This window comes from Curtobacterium sp. MCSS17_005 (assembly GCF_003234225.2).
In the GTDB taxonomy this organism is placed as follows: Bacteria; Actinomycetota; Actinomycetes; order Actinomycetales; family Microbacteriaceae; genus Curtobacterium; species Curtobacterium flaccumfaciens.
On record NZ_CP126258.1, the window covers coordinates 1,488,779 to 1,509,705 of the forward strand.

General features: G+C 73.4%; 25 protein-coding genes and 1 riboswitch. Of the genes, 16 read left to right on the forward strand and 9 right to left on the reverse strand.

What is annotated here, in order from left to right; all coding sequences use genetic code 11:
* Positions 1-34: 34 nt before the first annotated feature.
* Positions 35-844: a GAF domain-containing protein gene (locus DEJ20_RS07150; protein ID WP_111236062.1), complete on the forward strand. Its 810-nt coding sequence runs from the start codon at positions 35-37 to the stop codon at positions 842-844.
* 41 nt (positions 845-885) lie between these two features.
* On the forward strand, positions 886-1,071 hold the full coding sequence (locus DEJ20_RS07155) for a hypothetical protein (RefSeq protein WP_027465208.1): 186 nt from the start codon (positions 886-888) through the stop codon (positions 1,069-1,071).
* A 97-nt stretch (positions 1,072-1,168) separates the two neighbouring features.
* Here DEJ20_RS07155 and DEJ20_RS07160 read toward each other — a convergent pair whose 3' ends face one another.
* Together DEJ20_RS07160 and DEJ20_RS07165 are read right to left on the reverse strand one after the other, a co-directional pair.
* On the reverse strand, positions 1,169-2,200 hold the full coding sequence (locus DEJ20_RS07160) for an NADPH:quinone reductase (RefSeq protein WP_111236061.1): 1,032 nt from the start codon (positions 2,198-2,200) through the stop codon (positions 1,169-1,171).
* 49 nt (positions 2,201-2,249) lie between these two features.
* Positions 2,250-2,612 carry a winged helix-turn-helix transcriptional regulator gene (locus DEJ20_RS07165; protein ID WP_071247254.1) on the reverse strand — a complete coding sequence of 121 codons (363 nt, stop codon included), beginning with the start codon at positions 2,610-2,612 and terminating at the stop codon, positions 2,250-2,252.
* A 108-nt stretch (positions 2,613-2,720) separates the two neighbouring features.
* Between DEJ20_RS07165 and DEJ20_RS07170 the strand changes: the two genes are divergently transcribed.
* Positions 2,721-3,368, forward strand: coding sequence for an NAD(P)-dependent oxidoreductase (locus DEJ20_RS07170; protein ID WP_111236128.1), 648 nt, complete (start codon positions 2,721-2,723; stop codon positions 3,366-3,368).
* A 179-nt stretch (positions 3,369-3,547) separates the two neighbouring features.
* Here DEJ20_RS07170 and DEJ20_RS07175 read toward each other — a convergent pair whose 3' ends face one another.
* The gene (locus DEJ20_RS07175) at positions 3,548-4,870 is read right to left on the reverse strand and encodes an MFS transporter (protein WP_111236060.1); all 1,323 of its coding nucleotides are present in this window, start codon (positions 4,868-4,870) and stop codon (positions 3,548-3,550) included.
* Between the two features lie 195 nt (positions 4,871-5,065).
* On the opposite strand from DEJ20_RS07175, the gene DEJ20_RS07180 reads away from it, so the two are divergent.
* Positions 5,066-5,923, forward strand: coding sequence for a LysR substrate-binding domain-containing protein (locus tag DEJ20_RS07180; protein ID WP_017886578.1), 858 nt, complete (start codon positions 5,066-5,068; stop codon positions 5,921-5,923).
* Between the two features lie 178 nt (positions 5,924-6,101).
* Here DEJ20_RS07180 and DEJ20_RS07185 read toward each other — a convergent pair whose 3' ends face one another.
* Positions 6,102-7,361 carry a hypothetical protein gene (locus DEJ20_RS07185; RefSeq protein ID WP_146245466.1) on the reverse strand — a complete coding sequence of 420 codons (1,260 nt, stop codon included), beginning with the start codon at positions 7,359-7,361 and terminating at the stop codon, positions 6,102-6,104.
* Positions 7,362-7,458: 97 nt separating this feature from the next.
* On the opposite strand from DEJ20_RS07185, the gene DEJ20_RS07190 reads away from it, so the two are divergent.
* Entirely contained in the window at positions 7,459-8,427 is a 969-nt protein-coding gene (locus DEJ20_RS07190; RefSeq protein WP_111236058.1) for an aldo/keto reductase, read from the forward strand.
* A gap of 135 nt (positions 8,428-8,562) precedes the next feature.
* On the opposite strand, the gene DEJ20_RS07195 is transcribed toward DEJ20_RS07190, so the two are convergent.
* Complete coding sequence (locus tag DEJ20_RS07195; RefSeq protein WP_111236127.1) at positions 8,563-9,198, reverse strand: NADPH-dependent F420 reductase; 636 nt, start codon at positions 9,196-9,198, stop codon at positions 8,563-8,565.
* 76 nt (positions 9,199-9,274) lie between these two features.
* Between DEJ20_RS07195 and DEJ20_RS07200 the strand changes: the two genes are divergently transcribed.
* The 4 genes from DEJ20_RS07200 (at position 9,275) to DEJ20_RS07215 (ending at position 11,114) form a co-directional block, all read left to right on the forward strand.
* On the forward strand, positions 9,275-9,571 hold the full coding sequence (locus tag DEJ20_RS07200; protein WP_027465216.1) for a GNAT family N-acetyltransferase: 297 nt from the start codon (positions 9,275-9,277) through the stop codon (positions 9,569-9,571).
* A 21-nt stretch (positions 9,572-9,592) separates the two neighbouring features.
* The gene (locus DEJ20_RS07205) at positions 9,593-10,054 is read left to right on the forward strand and encodes a VOC family protein (protein ID WP_071247264.1); all 462 of its coding nucleotides are present in this window, start codon (positions 9,593-9,595) and stop codon (positions 10,052-10,054) included.
* A gap of 83 nt (positions 10,055-10,137) precedes the next feature.
* Positions 10,138-10,608, forward strand: coding sequence for a MarR family winged helix-turn-helix transcriptional regulator (locus tag DEJ20_RS07210; protein ID WP_051596672.1), 471 nt, complete (start codon positions 10,138-10,140; stop codon positions 10,606-10,608).
* Positions 10,605-11,114: a metallophosphoesterase family protein gene (locus tag DEJ20_RS07215; protein WP_111236057.1), complete on the forward strand. Its 510-nt coding sequence runs from the start codon at positions 10,605-10,607 to the stop codon at positions 11,112-11,114. The genes DEJ20_RS07210 and DEJ20_RS07215 overlap by 4 nt, the downstream gene beginning before the upstream one ends.
* Here DEJ20_RS07215 and DEJ20_RS07220 read toward each other — a convergent pair.
* The 3 genes from DEJ20_RS07220 to thiM form a co-directional block, all read right to left on the reverse strand.
* Positions 11,111-12,661: a bifunctional hydroxymethylpyrimidine kinase/phosphomethylpyrimidine kinase gene (locus DEJ20_RS07220; protein WP_258377220.1), complete on the reverse strand. Its 1,551-nt coding sequence runs from the start codon at positions 12,659-12,661 to the stop codon at positions 11,111-11,113. The genes DEJ20_RS07215 and DEJ20_RS07220 overlap by 4 nt on opposite strands.
* Positions 12,658-13,407 (reverse strand): thiamine phosphate synthase, encoded by a 750-nt coding sequence (gene thiE / locus DEJ20_RS07225; protein WP_258377219.1) that lies wholly within the window; start codon positions 13,405-13,407, stop codon positions 12,658-12,660. The genes DEJ20_RS07220 and thiE overlap by 4 nt, the downstream gene beginning before the upstream one ends.
* On the reverse strand, positions 13,404-14,270 hold the full coding sequence (gene thiM / locus DEJ20_RS07230; RefSeq protein ID WP_181431604.1) for a hydroxyethylthiazole kinase: 867 nt from the start codon (positions 14,268-14,270) through the stop codon (positions 13,404-13,406). Before thiM ends, thiE begins: the two co-directional genes overlap by 4 nt.
* Positions 14,259-14,354, reverse strand: a riboswitch (TPP riboswitch). (Overlaps the previous gene by 12 nt.)
* 68 nt (positions 14,355-14,422) lie before the next feature.
* Between thiM and DEJ20_RS07235 the strand changes: the two genes are divergently transcribed.
* The 5 genes from DEJ20_RS07235 to DEJ20_RS07255 all read left to right on the forward strand — a co-directional run bounded on the left by DEJ20_RS07235 (position 14,423) and on the right by DEJ20_RS07255 (position 18,723).
* Positions 14,423-15,373, forward strand: a complete 951-nt coding sequence (locus DEJ20_RS07235; RefSeq protein ID WP_111236056.1) for an NUDIX domain-containing protein — start codon at positions 14,423-14,425, stop codon at positions 15,371-15,373.
* A gap of 107 nt (positions 15,374-15,480) precedes the next feature.
* Entirely contained in the window at positions 15,481-16,227 is a 747-nt protein-coding gene (locus tag DEJ20_RS07240; RefSeq protein ID WP_111236055.1) for a phosphotransferase enzyme family protein, read from the forward strand.
* Positions 16,224-17,300: a winged helix DNA-binding domain-containing protein gene (locus DEJ20_RS07245; protein ID WP_111236054.1), complete on the forward strand. Its 1,077-nt coding sequence runs from the start codon at positions 16,224-16,226 to the stop codon at positions 17,298-17,300. Before DEJ20_RS07240 ends, DEJ20_RS07245 begins: the two co-directional genes overlap by 4 nt.
* A 113-nt stretch (positions 17,301-17,413) precedes the next feature.
* Positions 17,414-18,349, forward strand: a complete 936-nt coding sequence (locus tag DEJ20_RS07250; RefSeq protein ID WP_111236053.1) for a J domain-containing protein — start codon at positions 17,414-17,416, stop codon at positions 18,347-18,349.
* Positions 18,349-18,723, forward strand: a complete 375-nt coding sequence (locus DEJ20_RS07255) for a hypothetical protein (protein ID WP_111236052.1) — start codon at positions 18,349-18,351, stop codon at positions 18,721-18,723. The genes DEJ20_RS07250 and DEJ20_RS07255 overlap by 1 nt, the downstream gene beginning before the upstream one ends.
* Here the strand turns inward: DEJ20_RS07255 and DEJ20_RS07260 are convergent.
* On the reverse strand, positions 18,717-19,079 hold the full coding sequence (locus tag DEJ20_RS07260) for an RNA-binding S4 domain-containing protein (protein ID WP_027465224.1): 363 nt from the start codon (positions 19,077-19,079) through the stop codon (positions 18,717-18,719). The genes DEJ20_RS07255 and DEJ20_RS07260 overlap by 7 nt on opposite strands.
* 33 nt (positions 19,080-19,112) lie before the next feature.
* Between DEJ20_RS07260 and DEJ20_RS07265 the strand changes: the two genes are divergently transcribed.
* A complete protein-coding gene (locus DEJ20_RS07265) occupies positions 19,113-19,370 on the forward strand; it encodes a hypothetical protein (RefSeq protein WP_258377218.1) in 258 nt (85 codons plus the stop codon).
* A 229-nt stretch (positions 19,371-19,599) separates the two neighbouring features.
* Positions 19,600-20,916, forward strand: coding sequence for a hypothetical protein (locus tag DEJ20_RS07270; RefSeq protein WP_284183382.1), 1,317 nt, complete (start codon positions 19,600-19,602; stop codon positions 20,914-20,916).
* The last annotated feature ends 11 nt before the right edge of the window (positions 20,917-20,927 follow it).

Consider the following 20,927-nt stretch of genomic DNA (forward strand, 5'->3'; position numbering starts at 1 on the left):
GTCCGCGTCGGTGGCGTGACCTAGCGTCGTGGTCATGGGGCAGCAGCGTTCAGGACGGGTCGGCACGGTCGTGTGGCCGATCGTGGTGGCTGCTGCGCCCACCGCGGCGTTCCAGCTGCCGAACCTGTTCGTCACGCCGGCGGTCCGACTGTCGCTCGTCGCGTTCGGGCTCGTCGTGCTCGTCGGTGCCGTGACGGTGCAGGTGGTCCGGACCCGGCGCAGCGACGCCGCCCGGTCGGTGGCCGAGGACAACGCCACCGCGGCGGAGCTCGAGCAGTCGACGGCGGTCCGGTACGCGTTCGGCCAGATCGCCACCCGGCTCGTCCGGTTCACCGAGCTGCCCCGGTCCGATCGCCACGGCGAACTCTCGGTCGTCGCCGACCGCGTCGCCGTGGCCCTGGCGTTCTACCTGCTGCCGAAGGTGCCCGACGTCCGCGCCAACGTGTACCAGCTGTCCACCGATCTGCGGGCGCTCGAGCCGATCGGTCACGGTGGCGCCGGCGACACCGCCGGGGTCTTCCGAGCGGGCACGCCCTACGGTGACCGCAACCTCGAGTGGGTGCTGGTCGGGGGATCACCCCGGATCGTCGGTGACCGCTCGGCCGACGTCGACGTCGACCAAGACCTGCCGGGCTTCGAGCCGCGGTACACCTCGTACGTCTCGGTGGTGATCCGGTCCGACCAGTACTCGTTCGGCATGCTCACCGTCGACTCCCCGGTCCCCGATGCCTTCACCGAACTCGACGCCAAGAACATCGCGATGATGGCGTCGTTCATGGCCGTCGCGTTCTCGCTGACCTACTCGTTCCCCGAGCGCGACCGCAATCCAAGGAAAGGCCCGTGATGCTCACACGCTCTGTCGGACGCTCGACGTACGATGCCCCCATGACGACCGTGAACCCTGCTCCGCCGTCGTTCGGGCGTGCCCGGATCTCCTCGCCGAACTGGAACGACACCACCACCGACGCCGACTACGAAGACCTCGACGTCATCGCCGCCAACATCGAACGCGAGCGCGTTGCAGCCCGGCTCCGGGTCACCGCAGCCATCGCCGCGCGTCTGGGTCGCTGACCCCTCCCGCATCGTCCACGACGAACGGCTCCCACGCATGCGTGGGAGCCGTTCGTCGTCTGCGGAACCCGATCCCGAGCCGGAGCCGGTGTCGCGGCTACCGCGCCTCGGTCACGTCGATGAGCACCTTGCCGACCGTGTCCTGCTCGACGGCGTCGTGCGCCTGGGCGGTCTGCTCGAGCGCGAAGCGGGTGAGCGGGAGACCGGCGTCCTCGCCGACCGGCAGCACACCGTCGTGCAACGCCTCGGTGAGGTCCTCGGCCGCCGCGGACAGCGCCTCGTCACCGATCGTGTAGAGCAGCAGGAACTGGTAGCGGGCGTTCACGCTCAAGTTCGGGCGGATCGGCAGGCTCGCCTCGTCACCGCCGTTGTTCGCGTAGATCGACACGACGCCGTGGTTCGCCAGCACGTCGGCGACCAGCGCGGCGTTCTGCGGGATCGACACCTCGACGACGATGTCGACACCGTCCGGCGCGATCGACCGGATGCGCTCGGCGGCGTCCTCCTCGCGGTAGTTCACGACGTGGTGGGCGCCGGCCGCCGTGGCGAGGGCTGCCTTCGCGTCCGAGCTGATCGTCGTGATGACGGTCGCTCCGGCCCAGCGGGCGAGCTGGATCGCGGCGTGCCCCACGGCACCGGCGCCGCCGGCGACGAGCACGGTGAAGCCGTCGAGGGCTCCGGGGCCCAGGCGTGCGGGGCCGTCCTCGTGGGTGGTGAGGGCGCGGTGCGCGGTCATCGCGGGGACGCCGAGCGAGGCGCCGACGTCGAACGAGACGCCGTCGGGCAGCGGGACCACGCGCGACTCGGGCACGACCGTGAACTCCTGCGCGGTGCCGGTCGGCCGTGACGCCGCCGCCATGAACAGCCAGACGCGGTCGCCGACGGCCAGCCCGTCGACTCCGGGGCCCACGGCGTCGACGACACCTGCGCCGTCCTGGTTCGGCGTGATCTCGGGGAACGGCAGCCCGTCGCCGTACGTGCCGCCGGCACGGGCCTTCCAGTCGGTCGGGTTCACGCCGGAGACGACGACGCGGACGCGGACCTCACCGGCACCGGGCTCCGGGATCTCCCGCTCGACGAGTTCGAGGACGCTGCTGGCACCGGGCTTCGTGTAGACGATCGATCGCATGTCCCCAGGCAACCACTCGTCGCCGTCGGGGATTCCGAGTGCGGGGTGCTCAGCGCGCGTCGTACCCCTCGCGCGCCTCGGCGACGTCGGGCATGTGCGAGGTGGCCCAGTCCTCCAGCGGCACGAGCACCGTGCGCAGCGACCGCCCGAGCTCGGTCAGTTCGTACTCCACGTGCGGCGGGATCTCGGGGAACACCGTCCGCGTCACCATGCCGTCGCGTTCGAGCGCCCGCAGCGTCTGGGTGAGCATCTTCTGCGAGACCCCCTGCACCCGGGCCGCCACCGCCGAGTACCGTGCGGGACCGTCGGCGAGGGCGCCGATCGTCAGCACGCTCCAGCGGTCGCCGATCCGGTCGAGCAGCTGCCGGCTGGGGCAGTCCGCCGCGTAGGGGCTGTACTCGAGTGCTGACATGGTGTCCTCCGCAACGCACCGCCAGGTGCCTACTTACTCAAAGAGAGTAACTCTTGTACGGTGACTGTCAACGTCACCGACGCCCGTGACGTCCACGAAGGGAACACCATGACCAACATCGTCGTCTTCGGAGGCACCGGCTACGCCGGCTCCGCCATCACCCACGAAGCACTGTCCCGCGGCATCACCGTCACCGCGGTCGCCCGTGACACGAGCAAGCTCGAGCCGGCCGAGGGCCTCACCCTGGCGCAGGGTGACGCGTTCGACGCCGACTTCGTGTCCGAGGTCACCAAGGGTGCCGACGTCGTCATCGTCTCACTCCACGCCGTGCAGGCCGACGGCAGCGAGCTGAAGGACAAGTTCCAGCACTTCGTCGACGCCGCCGCAGCAGCGGGTGCGCGTCTCGGCATCGTCGGCGGTGCCGGTTCGATGCGCGTGTCCGAGGACGGCCCCCGCCTCTTCGACACCGACGGCTTCCCGGACGCCTTCAAGGGCGAGGCGAAGAGCCACGCGCAGATCCTCGACGCCCTCCGTGCGTCGGACACCCAGGTCGACTGGTTCTACGTGAGCCCCGCCGCGGCCTTCGGCAGCTACAACCCGGGCGAGCGTCGCGGCACCTACCGCGCCTCGGACGAGGTCCTGCTCGCCGACGCCGAGGGCAACTCGGACATCTCCGGCGCCGACTACGCCATCGCGTTCGTCGACGAGATCGTCACCCCGGCGCACCACCAGGCGCGTTTCGGCGTCGCCTACTGAGGCACTGCCCCTCGCGGGACACCGGTGTTCACGCAACACACCGCGGGATCCCGCGGCGTCGAGCGTGAACACCGGTGTCTTGCGTACTGCCCGGCGCGACCGACGGGCGGACGGGAGGCGCGGGGCGAGGCCGCCACGGGCCTCCAGGCCGGCAGGTGGTCACCGCCAGTGCCCCAGCGTCAGTGCGCGACGATCGCCGGCACCGGCAGGTGGTGGCGCATCCGCACCGCCAGGTGCAGGCCGCCCCGGCGGGCGAGCACGAGCGCGATCACGGCGGCGGCCGCAGCAGGCACGCCTCCGGCGACCATCATCCCCGCGTGTGCACCGAAGCGGTCGACGATCTGGCCCATCAGCGGCCCGCCGATCGCCTGCCCACCGAGCAGCACGAGGACGTAGAGCGACATCACCCGGCCACGGATCGCCACGTTCGACGACAGCTGCACGAGCGAGTTCGATGCGGTCTGGAACAGCAGCTGCGACATCCCGACAGCAACCAGCGCGACGGTGAACGGTGCGATCGCCGGGATCGACCCCGAGACGACGAGCAGCACGCCCGTCCAGAACACCCCGCCGACGATGGTGCGGAGCCGGACGACGGCCCGCCGGGTGGACAGCAGTGCGCCGACCAGGGCGCCGATCGCCACTGCGGAGTTGAACACCCCGTAGCCGCCGGCACCGACGTCGTACACCTGTGACGCGAAGGCGGAGAGCAGCACCGGCATCGTCAGCGCGAACACCGAGAAGAACGCGACGAGGATCACCGGCACGATGATCGTCGGCTTGTGCACGGCGTAGCGGAGGCCCTCCACGAGCTGCCCCTTGCCGCGGGGCGCCGGGGGTGTGCGGTGCAGTTCGGAGACCTTCAGGAACCCGAGCGTCACGACGACGGCGACGCAGGCGATCGCGTTCACACCGAACGACCACCCCGCGCCGACCGCGACGAGCAGGGCCCCGGACAGCGCCGGACCGATCATGCCGCCCAGCTGGAACACCGACGAGTTCACGCTGATGGCGTTCCGCAGGTGCTTGTGGCCGACGATCTCGGTGACGAACACCTGCCGCGCCGGGTTGTCGATCACGGTGACCATGCCGACCAGGAACGCGATCACCCAGATGTGCCACGCCTCGACGACGCCGGCGAGCGTCAGGACGGCGAGCAGCGCGGACAGCACCGCGAAGGCTCCCTGGGTGATCATCATGAGCGCGCGCTTCGAGAACCGGTCGACCAGGACGCCGCCGAGCAGCCCGAACAGCAGCATCGGCGCGAACTGGCAGGCGACCGTGATGCCGACCTGCGCGACCGACCCGGTCAGCTGCAGCACGAGCCAGTCCTGGGCGATGCGCTGCATCCAGCCGGCGGTCATCGCCACCAGGTTGGTCGCCGTGAACAGCCGGAAGTTCGGCACGGACAGGGCGATGAGCGTGTGGCGCCACGGCGGTCGCGTGGCCTGGATCGGGAGCGGTTCGGTGGGCGGGGGGAGGGTCGTCGGTGACGCGCTCACGGTGCGGGGTTCTCCGGACGTCGGGGTGGATCTGGTACCCCAACGAAACTACGTGGCGCCGGCCCATTCGATACCCCTATGGTGGCTATCACTCCATTGCGATGTCGAATGACCGCGCGGATGACCGCGCGGATGACCGCGCGAACGACCGCGCGAACGACCGCGCGAACGCCGCGCGAACGAACGAGGTGCCCCGTGCTCGATCCGGTCCTGTTGCAGACGTTCCTGGCCGTGGCGGAGACCGGCAGCTTCACGCAGGCTGGCACCCGGCTCGGCATCAGCCAGCCGACGGTGTCGCAGCACGTTCGGCGCCTGGAGACCGCGGTGGCGCGCACCCTGGTCGCCCGGGACACCCGCGGCGTCGCCCTGACCGACAACGGGGACGCGATGGCCGGGTTCGCTCGGACGATCCTCGCCGCGCACGCCACCGCCGACGCCTACTTCTCCGGGGCGGCCACCCGCGGACGCCTGCGGTTCGGGGCGGCGGACGACCTCGCCATCACCCAGCTGCCGCGGATCCTGCGGGACTTCCGACGGCTGCACCCGCAGGTGAACCTCGAGCTCACGGTGAACCAGTCGTCACCGCTGCTCCGCCGGGTGCACGCCGGCCAGCTCGACCTGGTGTTCATCAAGCAGACGGCGGGGGAGTCCGCCGAGGGCACCCGGGTCGCCACCGACCAGATGGTGTGGATGGCGCAGGACGGCATCGCCCTGGAACCCGGCGAACCCGTCCCACTCATCGCGTACCAGGCGCCGAGCATCAGCCGGCAGATGGCGATCGACGCCCTCGAGGCCGCCGGCCGCACCTGGCGGATCACCTGCAACACCCGCGACGTCAACGGGGTGCTCGCCGCGGTGCGCGCGGGCATCGGCGTCGCGGTGTTCCCGCACTCGCTGATCCCCGCCGACCTGGTGAAGGTGTCGCAGCGGCTCGGGCTGCCGGACCTGCCGGCGGTGGACTACGTCCTCATCGCGAACCCGACGGTGCAGCGGGAGCCGATCGACGCGCTGACGAACGCGATCCTGTCCCGCGGGGTCGTCCGCGCCGTCTGAGCGCGCGCATCGGCGGCGAGACGCCGGCGTGTTCCGGGATGGTGAGCGCGACGAGACGCCGTCGTGTTGTCCCGCCGCCGCCGAACCGCCGAGACGCCTCGACGTTCGGGGGCGTCTCGACGTCGACGCGGCGTCCTGCCGAGACGACGGCGTCCGAGCGCTCGCGGGGCTCGCCGCGCTACGGGGCGAGCGTCGGGGTCGTGCCGGTGCCGGTGACGTCCGGCAGCGTCACGCCCGCGAGCGGCAGCAGCGCCGCCGCGACCGCCCACAGCAGCACGACCGTGCCGACACCACCGAGCACGGCACCGAGCAGCGCGACCGGCCGCTGCCACGTGGCCGTGCGGTCGCGCAGCGTCACGATCGAGAGCACCAGTGCGAGCAGTCCGAGCACCACGCCGACGCCGTGCACGGTCGCGGGAGCGGCGAACCACCAGGCCGCCAGACCGATCGTCGCGATCCCGGCGACGGCACCGAGCACCGCACCGGCGGTCGCGCCGAGCGCACGGCGTGGCTCCGGCACGGCGGCTGCGGGCACGGGCTGGTCGAGCAGTTCGGTCGGGAGGCCCGCCTCGCCCCCGCCAGCACCCTGCGGCACCGGGGCGGGTGCGACCAGGGCGGTGGTCGCCAGGGAATCGGGGGTCGCGACGGCGGTGCTGCCGGGAGCGGCGGTGGTCGGCGCCGCGTGCAGCACGGCGTCGAACGACCGTGCGGCTGCGGGAGCGGGTGCTGGTGCTGGTGCGGCCGACCGTGCGGCGGCCTGCTGGTGGGCGAAGCGTCGGGGCGTCCGGTAGCCGATCGGGCCGACGGGCTCGGGATCGGTGCCCTCGACGACCACGTGCTCGAGGCCGGGCACCGAGAACCGGGGCTGTCCGGCGACGGGCACCGCGGGTGCGGCGGTCGGTGGTGCCGGGGCAGCCTCCGGCGACGGGGTGGTGAGCGGTGCGACGAGCGGTGCGGCGTCCGCCGAGGCGGGTGCCGCGGCGACCGGTGAGACCGGCACCACGAGCCCGGTGGCGGGGACGACCGACGACGGCGGCACCGCGGGGGTCTCGAACGGCACGGTGTGCACGTTGGGCGACGTCGGGGCTGGGGGCAGCAGTTCCTGCTGCGGCGGGAAGTCGGGCACGGGCGCGTCGGCCTCGACCAGTGCGGCGATCGACGCGGGCTCGGACGTCGGTGCGTGCGCGGCCGGCGCATGCGCGGCGGGTGCCTGCGCAGCCGGCACGTTCCCGGCCGGGGTGAGCGTGGTCGGTGGGACCGGCGCCACGTGGGCGGCGCGTGACGAGGCGGGGGTGGGGCGGGCCTCCCGGCCGGAGGCGTTCACGTGACCGGCGGCGGCGACCCGCTCGGGCGCGACCTCGTCCACGGGCGGCGCGGTCACCCAGGCCGGGACGGGCCGACGGGGCCGGTCCGATTCGGGCATGCGATGCGCTGCCACTGCGGCGCTCCTTCCGTCGACTGATCCACGCTCAGTTGTAGCGGCAACTGCTGTGCAGATCGCAGCCCCAGTTCGGGGTCGCCGGTACGTTCGGGTGATGACCGGAATCGAACACCGTTCCCTGGGCCCCTCGGGGCTCGTCGTCTCCACCGTCGGCCTCGGCTGCAACAACTTCGGGCGGCGGGGAACCGCGTCCGAGTCGCAGGAGGGCACCGATGCCGTCGTCGCCGCGGCCCTCGACGCCGGGGTGACGCTCTTCGACACCGCCGACATCTACGGCGGCGTGCCGGGCATGTCCGAGGAGATGCTCGGACGCGCGATCCGCGGCCGCCGTGACGAGATCGTCCTCGCCACGAAGTTCGGCATGGACATGCAGGGTGCGAACGGGCCGGACTGGGGCGTCCGCGGGTCCCGCCGGTACGTGCGGCTCGCGGTCGAGTCGTCGCTCCGGCGTCTCGGCACGGACTGGATCGACCTGTACCAGATGCACCGGCCCGACGACGTGACGCCGATCGAGGAGACCCTGTCCGTCCTCGACGACCTGGTCCGCGAGGGCAAGATCCGGTACGTCGGGCACTCGAACTTCGCGGGGTGGCAGATCGCCGAGGCCGAACTCACGGCGTCGATCGCCGGCACCACCGCGTTCGTGTCCGCGCAGAACGAGTACAGCCCGCTCGCCCGGGATGCCGAGGCCGAGGTCCTGCCGGCGGTGCGAGCGTACGCGCTCGGGTTCCTGCCGTTCTTCCCGCTGTACAACGGGCTGCTCACCGGCAAGTACACGAAGGCGGGCGGCCCGGCCGACGGGCGGTTGACGACCTCCAAGCCGCAGGTGCTCGAGGACGCCCCGTGGGACGTGCTCGACGACTACCAGCGGTTCTGCGACCACCGGGGCGTCACGATGCTGCAGGCGACGTTCGCGTGGCTCCTGGCACAGCCGGGACTGTCGAGCGTGATCGCGGGCGCGACGAAGCCGGAGCAGATCACGCAGAACGTCGAGGCCGGCACGACGTGGGCGCCGACCGAGGACGACATCGCCGACATGACGACGATCTTCGACCGGGCCTGAGCGGGCTTTCGGTCGTTTTCGGGCCCGCTTGTTTTGCGCCGGTTTGTTTCGCGCTGAGCGACTGGTCACGGGCTGCGGCGCCCGTGGGGTGTCGCTCAGCGCGAAACGGCGGCGGTGCGGCGCCGGAGCGGCGGACTAGCGCGTCGCGGCGGCCAGGGCGTCGCGCAGCTCGGCGGCGGTCATCCGCGGGCCGTAGCCGGGAGTGTCCCGCTGGATGCGCCAGCCCTCGGCGAGCGGCCCGGCGTCGACGACGTCGAAGCCGAACGCGTCGATGAGCTCGGCGACCGTCTGCTTGGCGGAGTCGTCGTCGCCGGCGATGACCAGGGCACGACGGTCCGGGGTGCCGGCGGGCGTCGCGTGGCCGGTCAGGTCGTCGGCGCCGATGTGGTTGAACGCCTTCACGACGCGGGCGCCGGGCAGGTGGTCCTGCAGCATCTCGGCCGTGGTGGTGGACTGGTCGTCGAGGGCGGCGATGTGGCCGTCGCGCTCCCAGTAGTAGTTGTTCGTGTCGATGACGACCTTGCCGACGAGGGGCTCGACGGGGATCGTCTCGATCGCGGCGAGCGGCACCGTCACGACGACGATCTCGCCCGCTGCGGCTGCCTCGTCGCGGGTCGCTGCGCGTGCGTCCTCGCCGAGTTCCGTGACCAGGTCGGTCAGGGTCTCCGGGCCGCGGGAGTTCGCGATGACGACCTGGTGGCCGTGCCGTACCGCGAGTCGTGCGAGCTGGGATCCGATGTTGCCGGCGCCGATGATTCCGATGGTTGTCATGATGTCCCAGCAACGCTGCTCGACGTCGTGCATTCCCGGGCGGCACGAACGCCCCGCCGGGAGCATGATGGCGGGCATGGACCACGAGTTCCGCGACGAGACCGACCAGGACCGCTACGCGATGTACGTCGGCGGCGAGCTCGTGAGCGTGCTCGACTACCGGGTGAACGGTGACGCTGTCGCGTTCCCGCACACCTACACGGTCCCGAAGCACCGCGGCCACGGCTACGCGGCGCAACTCGTCGAGTACGCCGTCGCCGACGTCGAGTCGTCGACCACGAAGCGCATCGTCCCGATGTGCTGGTTCGTCGGCAAGTGGTTCGACGAACACCCCGAGAAAGCCGACCTGCTCAGCCGCAGCGCCGCGGACTGAGCACAGAACGAAGGGGCTCCCGTGCCCACCATCACCCCGTTCCTCTGGTACGACGACCAGGCCGAACAAGCGGCCGAGTACTACGTCGGACTGTTCCCCGACAGCCGCGTCGACAGCGTCAGCCGGATGCCCGACGGTCGTGCCCTCGTCGTCGAGTTCACGTTGCTCGGCGCCCCGTACCGCGCGATGAACGGTGGCCCCGGGCACCCGCACACCGACGCGGTCTCGTTCCAGATCGACGTGGACACGCAGGACGAGCTCGACCGTCTGTGGGACGCCCTGCTCGCCGACGGCGGGAGCCCGATGGCGTGCGGCTGGTTGACCGACCGCTGGGGCCTGGCGTGGCAGGTGACCCCGTCGATGCTGGGGGAGCTGATGAGCGGATCGGGCGACCCGGAGGCCAACGCCCGCGTGTTCGAGGCCATGATGCAGATGGTCAAGTTGGACATCCCCGCACTGCAGGCTGCCGCGGCCGGTCGCTGACCCCAATGCACGCGGACCCGCCGGTAGTGTGACCGGACCAGAAGACCGCCGGCAGGCGCCGGCACAGACAGGCTGGAGCCACCATGGACCACCCGAGTTCGAGGGTCCGGAACAGCGACATCAGCCGGGCGTACACCGAGCTCGCCCGCATCACCCGTCGGGCGAGCATCCGTGCCCGGGGCTCGGACCAGGTGTTGAGCGTCGTCGACCAGTCCCTCGTCGACTTCGTCGTCCAGCACCCGGGCTGCATGGCCATCGACATCGCCCGCTACCTGCGGCTGAACCGTTCGACGATCTCGCGGCAGCTGTCCGGGCTGCTCGCGACCGGGCTGGTGCGGACGACCGACGGTGGCAGCGGCAACGCGAAGCCGCTCGAGGCGACCGACGCCGGCCGCGCAGCGCTCGAGCGGTCGGTGCAGCTGCACCGGGACGCGCTCGACGAACGGCTGGCCGACTGGTCGGACGACGACATCGCGCTGCTCGCCGGGTTGCTGGAGCGCCTCGGCGCCTCGGACGAGGCCGGGCTCCCGATGCCGGCACCCACCGAGTCGTGACGACGTCGTTCGTCCTGCTGTCCGACACGCACCTGCCGAAGCGCGCGAAGGACCTGCCGCCCGGGCTGTGGGCCGACGTCGACGCGGCCGACCTCGTGGTGCACGCGGGGGACTGGGTCGACCTGGCGACCCTCGACGCCGTGCAGGCGCGGTCCCGCCGGTTCGAGGGCGTGCGGGGCAACAACGACGGTCCGGAGTTCGACGACCGGCTGCCGCTCGTCGCCCGGTTCGGCGTCGAGGACCTGCGCTTCGCCCTGGTGCACGAGACCGGGGCGTCGACCGGTCGGGAGCGGCGGATGGACGCCGAGTACCCGGACACCGACGTGCTCGTCTTCGGCCACTCGCACATCCCGTGGGACACCGTGGCGCCGTCGGGGATGCGCCTGCTGAACCCCGGTTCGCCGACCGACCGCCGTCGTCAGCCCGACCACACGTGGATGCGCGGCACGGTCAGCGGCGCCGAGCTGTCCGTCGAACTGGTGCGGCTGCCGCCGGTCTCCCGCTAGCCCCCGGTTGCCCGCTCGCCCCGGTCGCGGGCCTCCGTCGGCATCCGGAAGAACGCCAGCTCCCACTCCGTCGAACGCCGGAACGCCCGCGCCATCCGCCCTCGCTCGTCGGGCGTCGCGGCACGGGCCAGCTCCTCGACGAGCCGGGTTGCCTCGGCACTCGACGCCGCGAACCCCGGGTCCCCGTACGCCGTGATCCAGTCGGCGAAGGCGTGCCCGTCCGGAGCGACCCCGAGCTGCGACCCGACCCAGGCGTAGACCCGGAAGCACGGCAGCACCGCGGCGGCGAGCACTGCCGGGGAGCCGGAGTCCGCCGCCTGCCGCAGGTGTGCGAGGTACCCGGCGCACGTGGGGTGCACGGGATCGTCGGCGTGCGAGCCGGCCAGCCGACGGTGGTGCAGGTCGCGCGCCTCGTCGGCACACCCCTGCGCAGCAGCCGCCCAGAACGCAGCAGCAGCAGCACCGACACCATCACCCGAACCGGCAGCAGCGCCGGCACCAGCGCCGGCACCAGCACTGGGAGCACCGACCCCGAGCGCCGCCAGGTGCCGCTCGTACGCCCGCAGGTAGTGGACGTCCTGCGCCAGGTAGCCCGCGAACACCTCCGGCTCGAGCGTCCCGTCCCGGAGCCCCACCAGGAACGCGCAGTCGATCGTCTCCTGCAGCACCGACGCCGCATCCGCCCACCACACGTCCGTGTACGACGGCGCCGGCAGGGCTGCCCGCGCCTGCGCCCCGTGGTCGACCGGGCCGTTGCCGCTCCCGACCGACAGCGCATCGGCCCCGCGCAGCGCCGCCGTGAGCCACTCCTTCGCCACCCCGACCGCGAGCTCCCAGTCGCCGTGCCGCGCGGCGAGCGTCGCGATCGCACTGGAGAGCGAGCACCCGGTGCCGTGCGTGTTCGTCGTCGCGACCCGGGGACCCGTGAACACCCGCACGGTGCCGTCCGGTGCCACGAGCACGTCGTCCGAGGTCGGTCCCTCGTCGTGCCCGCCCTTCGCCAGCACCAGGACGTCCCAGCGCGCCGCCACGGCACGCGCGGCATCCAGCGACGACGCCGACGTCGATGCAGACGCACCGGAACCAGCCGCACCCGACCCGGCCAGCTCCGCCAGCACCACGAGTTCGGCCCGGTTCGGCGTCACCAGGTCGGCGAGCGCGAACAGCGCCCCCATGGCCGACGCCGCGTCCTCGTCGAGCAGCCGGTCCCCGCTCGTCGCCACCATCACCGGGTCGACGACGACCACCGGCGGCCGGTGCTCCCGCAGCCAGTCCGTCACGACCCGCACGACGTCGGCGGTGCCGAGCATCCCGATCTTCACCGCGTCGACCACGACGTCGTCCGACACCGCGTCGAGCTGTTCCCGCAGGAACCCGACGTCCGGCACGTGCACCGACCGCACCCCGTGCGTGTTCTGCGCGACGAGCGCCGTCACGACCCCCATCCCGTACCCGTCGTGCGCGGCGATCGCCTTGAGGTCCGCCTGCATCCCGGCCCCGCCCGTCGGGTCGGTCCCGGCGATGCTCAGCACCCGTGGGACGCTCATGCGTCCGCCCCGTGGTGCGTCACGTCGGCCTGGAGGGACGGATCGCCATCACCTGACGGCCTCGCCTCCGCCGCGTGGTCGGGTCCAGGGCCCCACGCGGCCACGTACGCCGCCGCCGCGGATCCGGGGTCGGCCGCGGCACAGATGCCCGACACGATCGCGACGCCCGCGGCACCGGCAGCCCGGAGCGGCGCGACGTCGTCGAGGGTCACCCCGCCGATCGCCACGCACGGCACGTCGGTCGCGGCGGCCAACCGGGCGAACCCGTCGTGGCCCAGCGCCGGCGGGTGGTCCGCCTTCGTCGACGTGGGGTGCACGACCCCGACGCCGAGCAGGTCCACGGTGCCGCGGGGGAGTCGCTCGACGGCAGCCAGGTGCGCGAGCGTGTTCGCGGTCAGACCGACGTGGGCGTCCGCTCCGAGCAGGGCGCGGGCGGCGGTGACGGGGACGTCGGACTGGCCGAGGTGCACGCCCGCCACCCGGTGTCCCGCGTGCCGTGCGGCGAGGGCGACGTCGAGCCGGTCGTCGACCACCACCGTCGCACGGTCCCCGACGGCGCCGGCGACCGCGGCGGTCAGGGCGAGCAGGTCACGCGCCGAGGCGTCCTTGTCCCGCACCTGCACGATCCGGACCCCGGCGTGCACGGCGGCACGGACGACCCCGAGCACCCCGATGCCGTGCCGGTCGGCCAGGGCGCCGTCGGTCACCAGGTAGACGCCGGACCCCGCAGACTGCAGCCCGCTCATGCCGACACCGCCCGGGCATCGACCGCAGGAGCCGTCTCGACCGTGATCCGGGCCTCGCGGACGACGTCCTCCGGGGTCAGCGACGCCAACCGGTCGAGGAACAGCGGCTGGAAGGTCCCCGGCCCACCGGCGTCCCGCGCCGCGAGCTCCGCGGCGATCGTGTGCACCGCGGTCGCGGCGACGGCAGCGGCACCCGCGTCCTCCGGTGCCACCGACGTGAACGCAGCGACGACCGCGCCGAGCGCACACCCGCCACCGGTGATCCGCGTCAGCAGGTCGGTGCCGTTCGCGACCCGGACCACACCGATGCCGGGCGCGACCAGCAGGTCGACCGCACCCGACACGGCCACCGCGGCCACGAGCCTCCCGTCCGAAGCAGCGACGGACGCGACCCGGGCGTCCTCCGTGCCCACGGTGCTGTCGACCCCGCGGCCACCGGCCGAGTCGCCGAGCAGGGCGAGCACCTCGGAGGCGTTGCCCCGCAGCACCGTCGGGTGCAGCGCGAGCAGGTCGCGCGCCAGGGCGGTGCGCACCGGCAGCGAGCCGACCGCCACCGGGTCGAGGACCCACGGGGTCCCCGCGTCACGGGCGGCGTGCACGGCCTCGAGCGCGGCGACCCGCGGTTCGGCGTGCGGGGTGCCGGTGTTCACCAGCAGGGCGTCGGCGACGCGGGCGAACGGCCCCGCCTCGGTCGCCACGTCGACCATCGCGGGCGAGGCCCCGAGCGCGAGCAGCACGTTCGCCGTGACGTTCTGCACGACGGTGTTCGTGATGAACTGCACCAGCGGGGCCCGGGCACGCACGGCCTCGAGCAGTTCGGCGGTTCGGTGGGCCCAGGCAGGGGAGGGCGCAGCGGTCTCCATGGACGATCCCTTCGCGAGTACGAGCTCGAGCAGGTTCGACGGGTGTGATCTCAGCCGCTGGATGCGGCACCCCGTGTCTCGAGCGACACCGTACACGACGCCCGGTGACCACTTCGAGGCCCGCTCCGGGCACCGTGTGCCAGGGTTGGACCGTGTCAGACGCAACGCCCCCCGGGCCCCCACCCGGCCCCCGCGACCCCGGCGACGCCTGGGCGGTCGGCCCCGACGGCACCAAGGCGTGGGGACGCTTCGGCGCCGCCGGCCTGCTCGTCGACGACGGCGCCGGCCGCGTGCTCCTGCAGCACCGCGTCGAGTGGAGCCACCACGGCGGCACCTGGGGCATCCCCGGCGGTGCACGGCACCAGGGCGAAGCAGCGGTGACCGCCGCGCTCCGCGAGTCCGCCGAAGAAGCCGGTGTGCCCGACGACGCGATCGCCCTGCGCCACACGGCACTGCTCGACCTGGGGTTCTGGACCTACACGACCGTCGTGGGGCGCGCCTCCCGGCCCTTCGAACCCGTCATCGCCGACCGCGAGAGCCTCGCCCTGTCGTGGATCCCGATCGACCAGGTCGACGACCTGCCCCTGCACCCCGGCTTCGGCAGGTCCTGGCCGGCGCTCCGTGCCACCGTCGCGACCACACCGCACGTCGTCGTTGACGCGGCGAACGTCGTCGGCAGCGTGCCCGACGGCTGGTGGAAGGACCGAGCCGGCGCTGCATCGCGCCTGTTGGCACAGGTGTCGGCGCTCGCCGCGGGCGGGGTGTCCGCGTCGTTGCTCGACCTGCCGTTCGCACGGTGGTGGCCGCGGTGGACCGTGGTGCTCGAGGGGGAGGCCCGGGCCGCTGCCGACGCGGGCGGTGCTGGTGGAGACGGGGGTGCGGACCGCGCTGTCGGCGTTGACCGCGGCGTCGCCACCGGCGCCGTGGACGTCGTCCGTGCTCCGGCCTCCGGCGACGACGCCATCGTCGAGTCCGCGCGGGCCGCGGTGCAGGCCGGCGACGGGCCGGTCGTCGTCGTGACGGCCGACCGCGACCTCCGCGACCGCGTCGAGGCCCTCGGCGCGACCGTCCACGGGCCGTCCTGGTTGCGCGACCAGCTGTAGTCACCGCGCTGGGGCCGATCGTGTTCCGGATGGAGTGGGACGCATGTCGGTCCTGATCGGTACGCTGGCCCTCCGTCAACGGAGACGCAACACGCAGGAGGTTCCCCTTGGAGCGCATCACCAGGGCCGACGACCGAGTCCACCGCCCCGCCGGGCCGTGGACCCCCACGGTGCACCGGCTGCTCGCCCACCTGCACGAGCAGGGCTTCGTCGCAGCGCCGGAACCGATCGCCCTCGGTGACACCCTCGAGACGGTCTCGTTCGTCCCCGGCGTCGCGGGCGAGTACCCCTGGACCGAGGACATCGCCAGCGAGGCCGCCCTCGTCACCAGCGCCCGCCTGCTCCGCCAGTTCCACGACGCCGCCGCCGACTTCCCGCGGAGCGCCACCGACGACCTCTGGTCCCAGGCCGACCGTGCCCCGGTCGAGACGATCGTGCACGGCGACTTCGCCCCGTACAACTGCGTCTACGACGGCATCGCCGCCGTCGGCCTGATCGACTTCGACACCGCACACCCCGGCCCTCGCGTCTGGGACGTCGCGAGTGCCGTCTACCGGTTCGCGCCGTTCACCACCGGCGCGGTCGAGGGATCGACCGCTCGCGCCCTCGACGAGCGGCTCGCACGCGCCGCCGAGTTCTGTCGCGCCTACGGCCTCGACGACCGCTCCCGCAGCGTCCTGGCCGAGACGATGATCGCGTCCCTCGTCGCCCTCGTCACGACGATCGAGCACGAGGCCGCCGCCGGCAACCCCAAGTTCGTCAGCGACCTGCAGCACGGCCACGCCGACCTGTACCGCGCCGACGTCGCCTACCTGGAGCAGCACGCCGACGCCGTCACCGCCGCCGTCGCGTGACCACCAGCCCCGCGCGGCTCCGCACGGCGCGGTTCGCGGCGCAGGGCATCGCGGCGCCCGGGCTGCGCCCCACCGCGGTCGTGGAGCGGATGCTGGCGGTGCAGGGGCAGGACCTCGGCCAGGTGCTCTGGGCCATCGGGGTCCGCGCTCCCGGATCGACGCGGGAGGACGTCCGCGAGGCCTTCGACCGCGGGGAACTCGTCCGCTCGTGGCCGATGCGTGGCACCCTGCACGCCCTGCGCCCCGACGACCTGCGCCTGCTGCTCTCGCTCACCGCCGAACGGACGCTCCGCACGATCGCCCGACGCGCCGCCGAGCTCGGCATCGACGACGCCCTGCTCGGCCGGGCCCGGGACGCGACGATCGGTGCCCTGGCCGGTGGTCGCGCTCTGGTCCGGGACGACCTGTTCGCGGCGTACCGCGCTGCCGGCATCGACCCGGCCGGAGGGCGTGGGTACCACCTGGTCCTGCAGCTCGCGCAGGAGGGCCTCGTCGCCTGGGGCCCCACCGCCCGCGTCGGGCAGGGGCTCGTGCTGCTCGACGAGTGGGCACCCGCCACCGCTGACCTGCCGGACCGCGACGAAGCCCTCCGCCGTGTCCTGCTCGGGTACCTGCGCGGCCGTGGCCCCGCGGCCGAGGCCGACGCGGCGAGCTGGACGAAGCTGCCGCTCGGTGACCTCCGCCGAGCGCGGGCCGCGGCGGGAGACGCGGTCGAGGACCTCGGCGACGGACTCCTCGACGTCGCCGACCGGCCGGCAGCCGCGCGCGTCCCCACCGGACACCTGCTCCCCGGCTTCGACGAGTACCTGCTCGGGTACGCCGACCGGTCCGCGCAGCTCGACCCCGTCCACGCCGACCGGGTCGTCCCCGGGGCGAACGGCATGTTCCTGCCGATGGCCGTCGTCCGGGGTCGCGTCGTCGGCACGTGGAAGCGCACCGAGCGCCGGGCCGGGCACCTCGTCACCGTCGCACCCTTCGGCGTCCTCGACGCGTCGTCCGTCCGCGCACTCGAGGCGGCGGCCGCGCGGTACGCGGCGTTCCTCGGTGCGACCGTCGCGACCACGGTGGTCTGACGCGACCACCCGCGGGCCGCGTGCCGAGGCTGCCCGGCCGCCCCGACCCTCCAGACCGTACCCAGCAACCATGCGGCGGACTCCGACACTGCCTCCGGTAATGTCGCAGGGCCATGACGGACAGCCCGGCCGACGCCACCCCCTACGAAGTCCTCGGCGTCCCCGCGACGGCTGATGACGACGCGCTCCGCCGCGCCTACCGGCGGGCGGCTCGCGAGACCCACCCCGACCTCGGCGGCGACGCCCAGCGCTTCCGCCAGGTCCAGCTCGCATGGGAGCGCATCGGTACGCCGGCAGCCCGGCGCGCGTACGACATCGGGTCCCGGGCGTCGGCTTCGTTCGGTGCTTCCGACTCCACCGGCAGGGGTGACACCGGTCGCGACGCCTACGCACCCCCGGCAGCGCGTCGCGACACCCGCCCCCGGGCTCGGTCCCACGGGCACCCCGGCGGTCGGTCGCGCGAGGTCTTCCTGCAGGCCGAACGCGAGTGGGTCGGCCTCGGCGACCCCATCGAGGACCCCTACGACCCCACGCTCATCCGCTCCGCGCCCCGGCACATCCGGCGGCTGCTCGCCGAGGCCCTGGCCGAAGAAGCCACCGCCTCGATCGTCTCCGACATGGGGATCGGCGTCACGGTGTGGCACGACCTCGACGCCGGAGCCGAGGGCAAGCTCGACCACGCCGTCCTGACCCCGAGCGGACTCTGGGCCGTTGAGTCCATCGACTGGGGCGCTCCGGTCCGCGTCGAGCACGGCGAGATCGTCGGCGAGACGCTCGCGCCGGGGGAGCGACCCGTCAAGGAACTCGTCCGCGCCGCCCGTGCCGTGCAGAAGCAGACCCGGGTGCGGTTCTCCGGGCGGCTGCTCGTCGTGCCGGACGCCGCCGTCACCGAGGACGTGCAGCTCGTCGGCTCCCCGAAGAAGCCCACCGCGCTCGTCGTCCGCCGGAGTGCGCTCGCCCAGGTGCTGAACGGTGTCTGGTCGCCGGCCGGTTCCGTCGACGTGTTCGAGATCCGCGACCGCCTGCAGCAGACCGTCCGCTTCGTCTGATGTCCGCGTCGCACGTCGTGGTCGAGATCGGCGGCTGGGAGCACCAGTGCTGTGGGCCGGCCGTCGAGATCGGTGACGTCGTCGAGTACGGCGTTGTACCCGCTGACGGCGCGCGTCGGTTCGAGGAGGTCCGGCACGACACGGTGCGGACGCAGACCATCCGTGGTCGGGTGGTGGAGTTGTACGCCGTCGGGGTCGACGGTCGGGTCGCCGTCGAGCGGGTGCCGAGCGGCTCGGCGCTCTGCGGGTCCGACGAGGACGACGACGGGCACCTCGAAGCGCGCTGGACCGGCCAGCCGATCGCGGTCGAGTGGGCCGCCGACGAGGAGTTCGAGGTCGTCATCGACCCGTACGGCAAGCCGAAGCGTCAGTAGCCGCGGAGCTTCTCGAGGTCGCGGCGCTCGCGCTTGCTCGGCCGTCCGGCGCCGCGATCACGCATCGGGACGAACCCGGCCTCTTCCTTCGACAGCCGCGGCGGGGTCTTGTCCTCGAAGTGCTTCGCGGCCTCGGGGGCGCTCGTCCGCTTCAGGATGATGCCGGTCACCACGACGATGCGGTCGAAGCCGTTCTGGCGCACCCGCACCTCGTCACCGGGCCCGATCGGCTGGGCCGGCTTCGCGCGCTCCCCGTTCACCCGGACGTGCCCGGCCTTGCACGCGGCAGTTGCGGCCGACCGGGTCTTGGTGATCCGGACGGCCCAGATCCAGCTGTCGACCCGGGCCTTCTCCATGCCGACACTCTAGGCGGCCCGTACCCTGGGGTGGTGCATGCGGACGAACAGGCGGCGATCGCCCGGGCCCGTGCCCTCGGGGTGCTGCACGACGCCGCGCTCGGCGACCGCCTGGTGGTCCGGGCGCACCACGGGGACGGCGCGCAGGACGCCCTCGGCGACCTGGTCGCACGGACGCCCGACGCCGTGACGATCGCGACCCGCCGCGGCCCGGTCGAGGTCCGGCTCGCCGACGTCGTCGCCGCGAAGCCCGTCCCGCCGCCGCCGCCCGCGCGGCCTGCTCGGCGCTGACGCGCTCGGCTCGCACCGTGCGGACTTGTCGTGCTGTCGAGCCGGGGTCGCACGGTGCGGACTTCGTCAGCGAGTGCGCCGTCGGAGGCTCGGTGCGGGGTTGTGGTGCCGCACGGAGCCACCAGCCCCGCACGGTGTGGCGGAGGCGGCACCGTGCGGGATTCGCGCAGCCGGGGTCGCACGGTGCGGACTTCGTCGGCGGGCGCATCGACGGAGGCTCGGTGCGGGGTTGTGGTGCCGCACGGAGCCACCAGCCCCGCACCGGCCGACGAACCTCGCACCGTGCGGACCACACCTCCGTGCGAACCTCCCGCCCCGCCGCGCACCCGGCCCCGCCCACCCCGGCGAGCCGCAGACCCCCGCGCCCCGCTCCCGACATACGCTCATCCCAGCAGTCCCCGTCCCGCTCGGCACCGAGGACCGCACCGCCCGCCTGACCCTCCGCCGCCCGGACTCCTGGCGCCGCGAGGACTCAGCCCAGGCGGACCTGCGCGTCACCGGCGACGACGTCGTCCTCACCGTCCGATCCCGCCCCAGTGACCGCGCGATCGGCGACGAGAACACCGGTCTGCTCGAACGGCTGCCCGGCTCGGTCGAGGGCTTGCTGCTCGTCGGCTGCGACCCGTGGACCACCGCCGGCGCGCCGGCCCGGTTGGTCGAGTACGTCCGGCCCGACGAGCACGGCGACGTCGCCGGCACCCACCTGCTCTTCGTCACCGGTCGGCACCGCGTCGACCTGACGATCGAACGCCCGCTCGCCCGGCTCCTCGAGACCGACGACCTCGTGCTCGGCGTCCTCGAGAGCGTCCGCGCCACCGAGACGGTCCCGGTCCGTCCCGAGCGCGACCTCGAGCCCCTGCCGGCCCCCGACCCGACGACACCGCTCGACGGCCCCCGGCTCAGCACGGACGCGGTCGGCACCCTGCAGAGCCTCGCCGGACGCCGGTGGAACCCCACGCTCCTCCGCACCGCGGCGGGCCGCGAACTCATCGAGGCGGGCCTCGTCGGCCGGCTCGGCACCCTGCCGGAGTCGACCCAGACCCTGCTCGAACCCTGGCAGGGCGATGCCCAGCCGGTCACGCTGGAACAGCACCTGCCTGACGGGGGCGAGTCGCGCCTCCAGGCCTGGTCGCAGACCGTCGTCGACGGGACCGACGCGGCGGGCGCCGTGGTCGCTTCGGTCACGCCGGACCGGGCCGTCGCGCTGCTGGCCGGGAGGCTCGGCATCGGTCCGACGTGGACCTTCCCGTTCCGCACGGGGTCGCTCCCAGGGCACCTGCTCGGCCGCAGGCTGGCCGGCGGTCCGGACGCACCGGACCTGCCGGAGGCCCTCGCCGAGGCGGACCCCCGCCTCGCGCGGTTCTGGGCTGCGCCGTGGACCGTCTCGTACCTGCGTCGACCCGGCAAGCCGAAGCCGATCACGATCGTGCGGACCGAGGGGCACGGGTTCGCGCGCGTGGGCGCGACGAAGGCCGGGGAGACCGCCTTCCGGACGGACTCCCCGGCCAACGTCTACCGGTCGGTGGTGCGGGCGCTGCTGGGTTGAGCGCGCCCGGG

Bases quoted from the DNA above. Each gene is read 5' to 3' on its own strand.
- DEJ20_RS07150 (WP_111236062.1), top strand. From the start codon at position 35: ATGGGGCAGCAGCGTTCAGGACGGGTCGGCACGGTCGTGTGGCCGATC.
- DEJ20_RS07155 (WP_027465208.1), top strand. From the start codon at position 886: ATGACGACCGTGAACCCTGCTCCGCCGTCGTTCGGGCGTGCCCGGATC.
- DEJ20_RS07160 (WP_111236061.1), bottom strand. From the start codon at position 2,200: ATGCGATCGATCGTCTACACGAAGCCCGGTGCCAGCAGCGTCCTCGAA.
- DEJ20_RS07165 (WP_071247254.1), bottom strand. From the start codon at position 2,612: ATGTCAGCACTCGAGTACAGCCCCTACGCGGCGGACTGCCCCAGCCGG.
- DEJ20_RS07170 (WP_111236128.1), top strand. From the start codon at position 2,721: ATGACCAACATCGTCGTCTTCGGAGGCACCGGCTACGCCGGCTCCGCC.
- DEJ20_RS07190 (WP_111236058.1), top strand. From the start codon at position 7,459: ATGACCGGAATCGAACACCGTTCCCTGGGCCCCTCGGGGCTCGTCGTC.
- DEJ20_RS07195 (WP_111236127.1), bottom strand. From the start codon at position 9,198: ATGACAACCATCGGAATCATCGGCGCCGGCAACATCGGATCCCAGCTC.
- DEJ20_RS07200 (WP_027465216.1), top strand. From the start codon at position 9,275: ATGGACCACGAGTTCCGCGACGAGACCGACCAGGACCGCTACGCGATG.
- DEJ20_RS07210 (WP_051596672.1), top strand. From the start codon at position 10,138: ATGGACCACCCGAGTTCGAGGGTCCGGAACAGCGACATCAGCCGGGCG.
- DEJ20_RS07220 (WP_258377220.1), bottom strand. From the start codon at position 12,661: ATGAGCGTCCCACGGGTGCTGAGCATCGCCGGGACCGACCCGACGGGC.
- thiE (WP_258377219.1), bottom strand. From the start codon at position 13,407: ATGAGCGGGCTGCAGTCTGCGGGGTCCGGCGTCTACCTGGTGACCGAC.
- thiM (WP_181431604.1), bottom strand. From the start codon at position 14,270: ATGGAGACCGCTGCGCCCTCCCCTGCCTGGGCCCACCGAACCGCCGAA.
- DEJ20_RS07250 (WP_111236053.1), top strand. From the start codon at position 17,414: ATGACGGACAGCCCGGCCGACGCCACCCCCTACGAAGTCCTCGGCGTC.
- DEJ20_RS07255 (WP_111236052.1), top strand. From the start codon at position 18,349: ATGTCCGCGTCGCACGTCGTGGTCGAGATCGGCGGCTGGGAGCACCAG.
- DEJ20_RS07260 (WP_027465224.1), bottom strand. From the start codon at position 19,079: ATGGAGAAGGCCCGGGTCGACAGCTGGATCTGGGCCGTCCGGATCACC.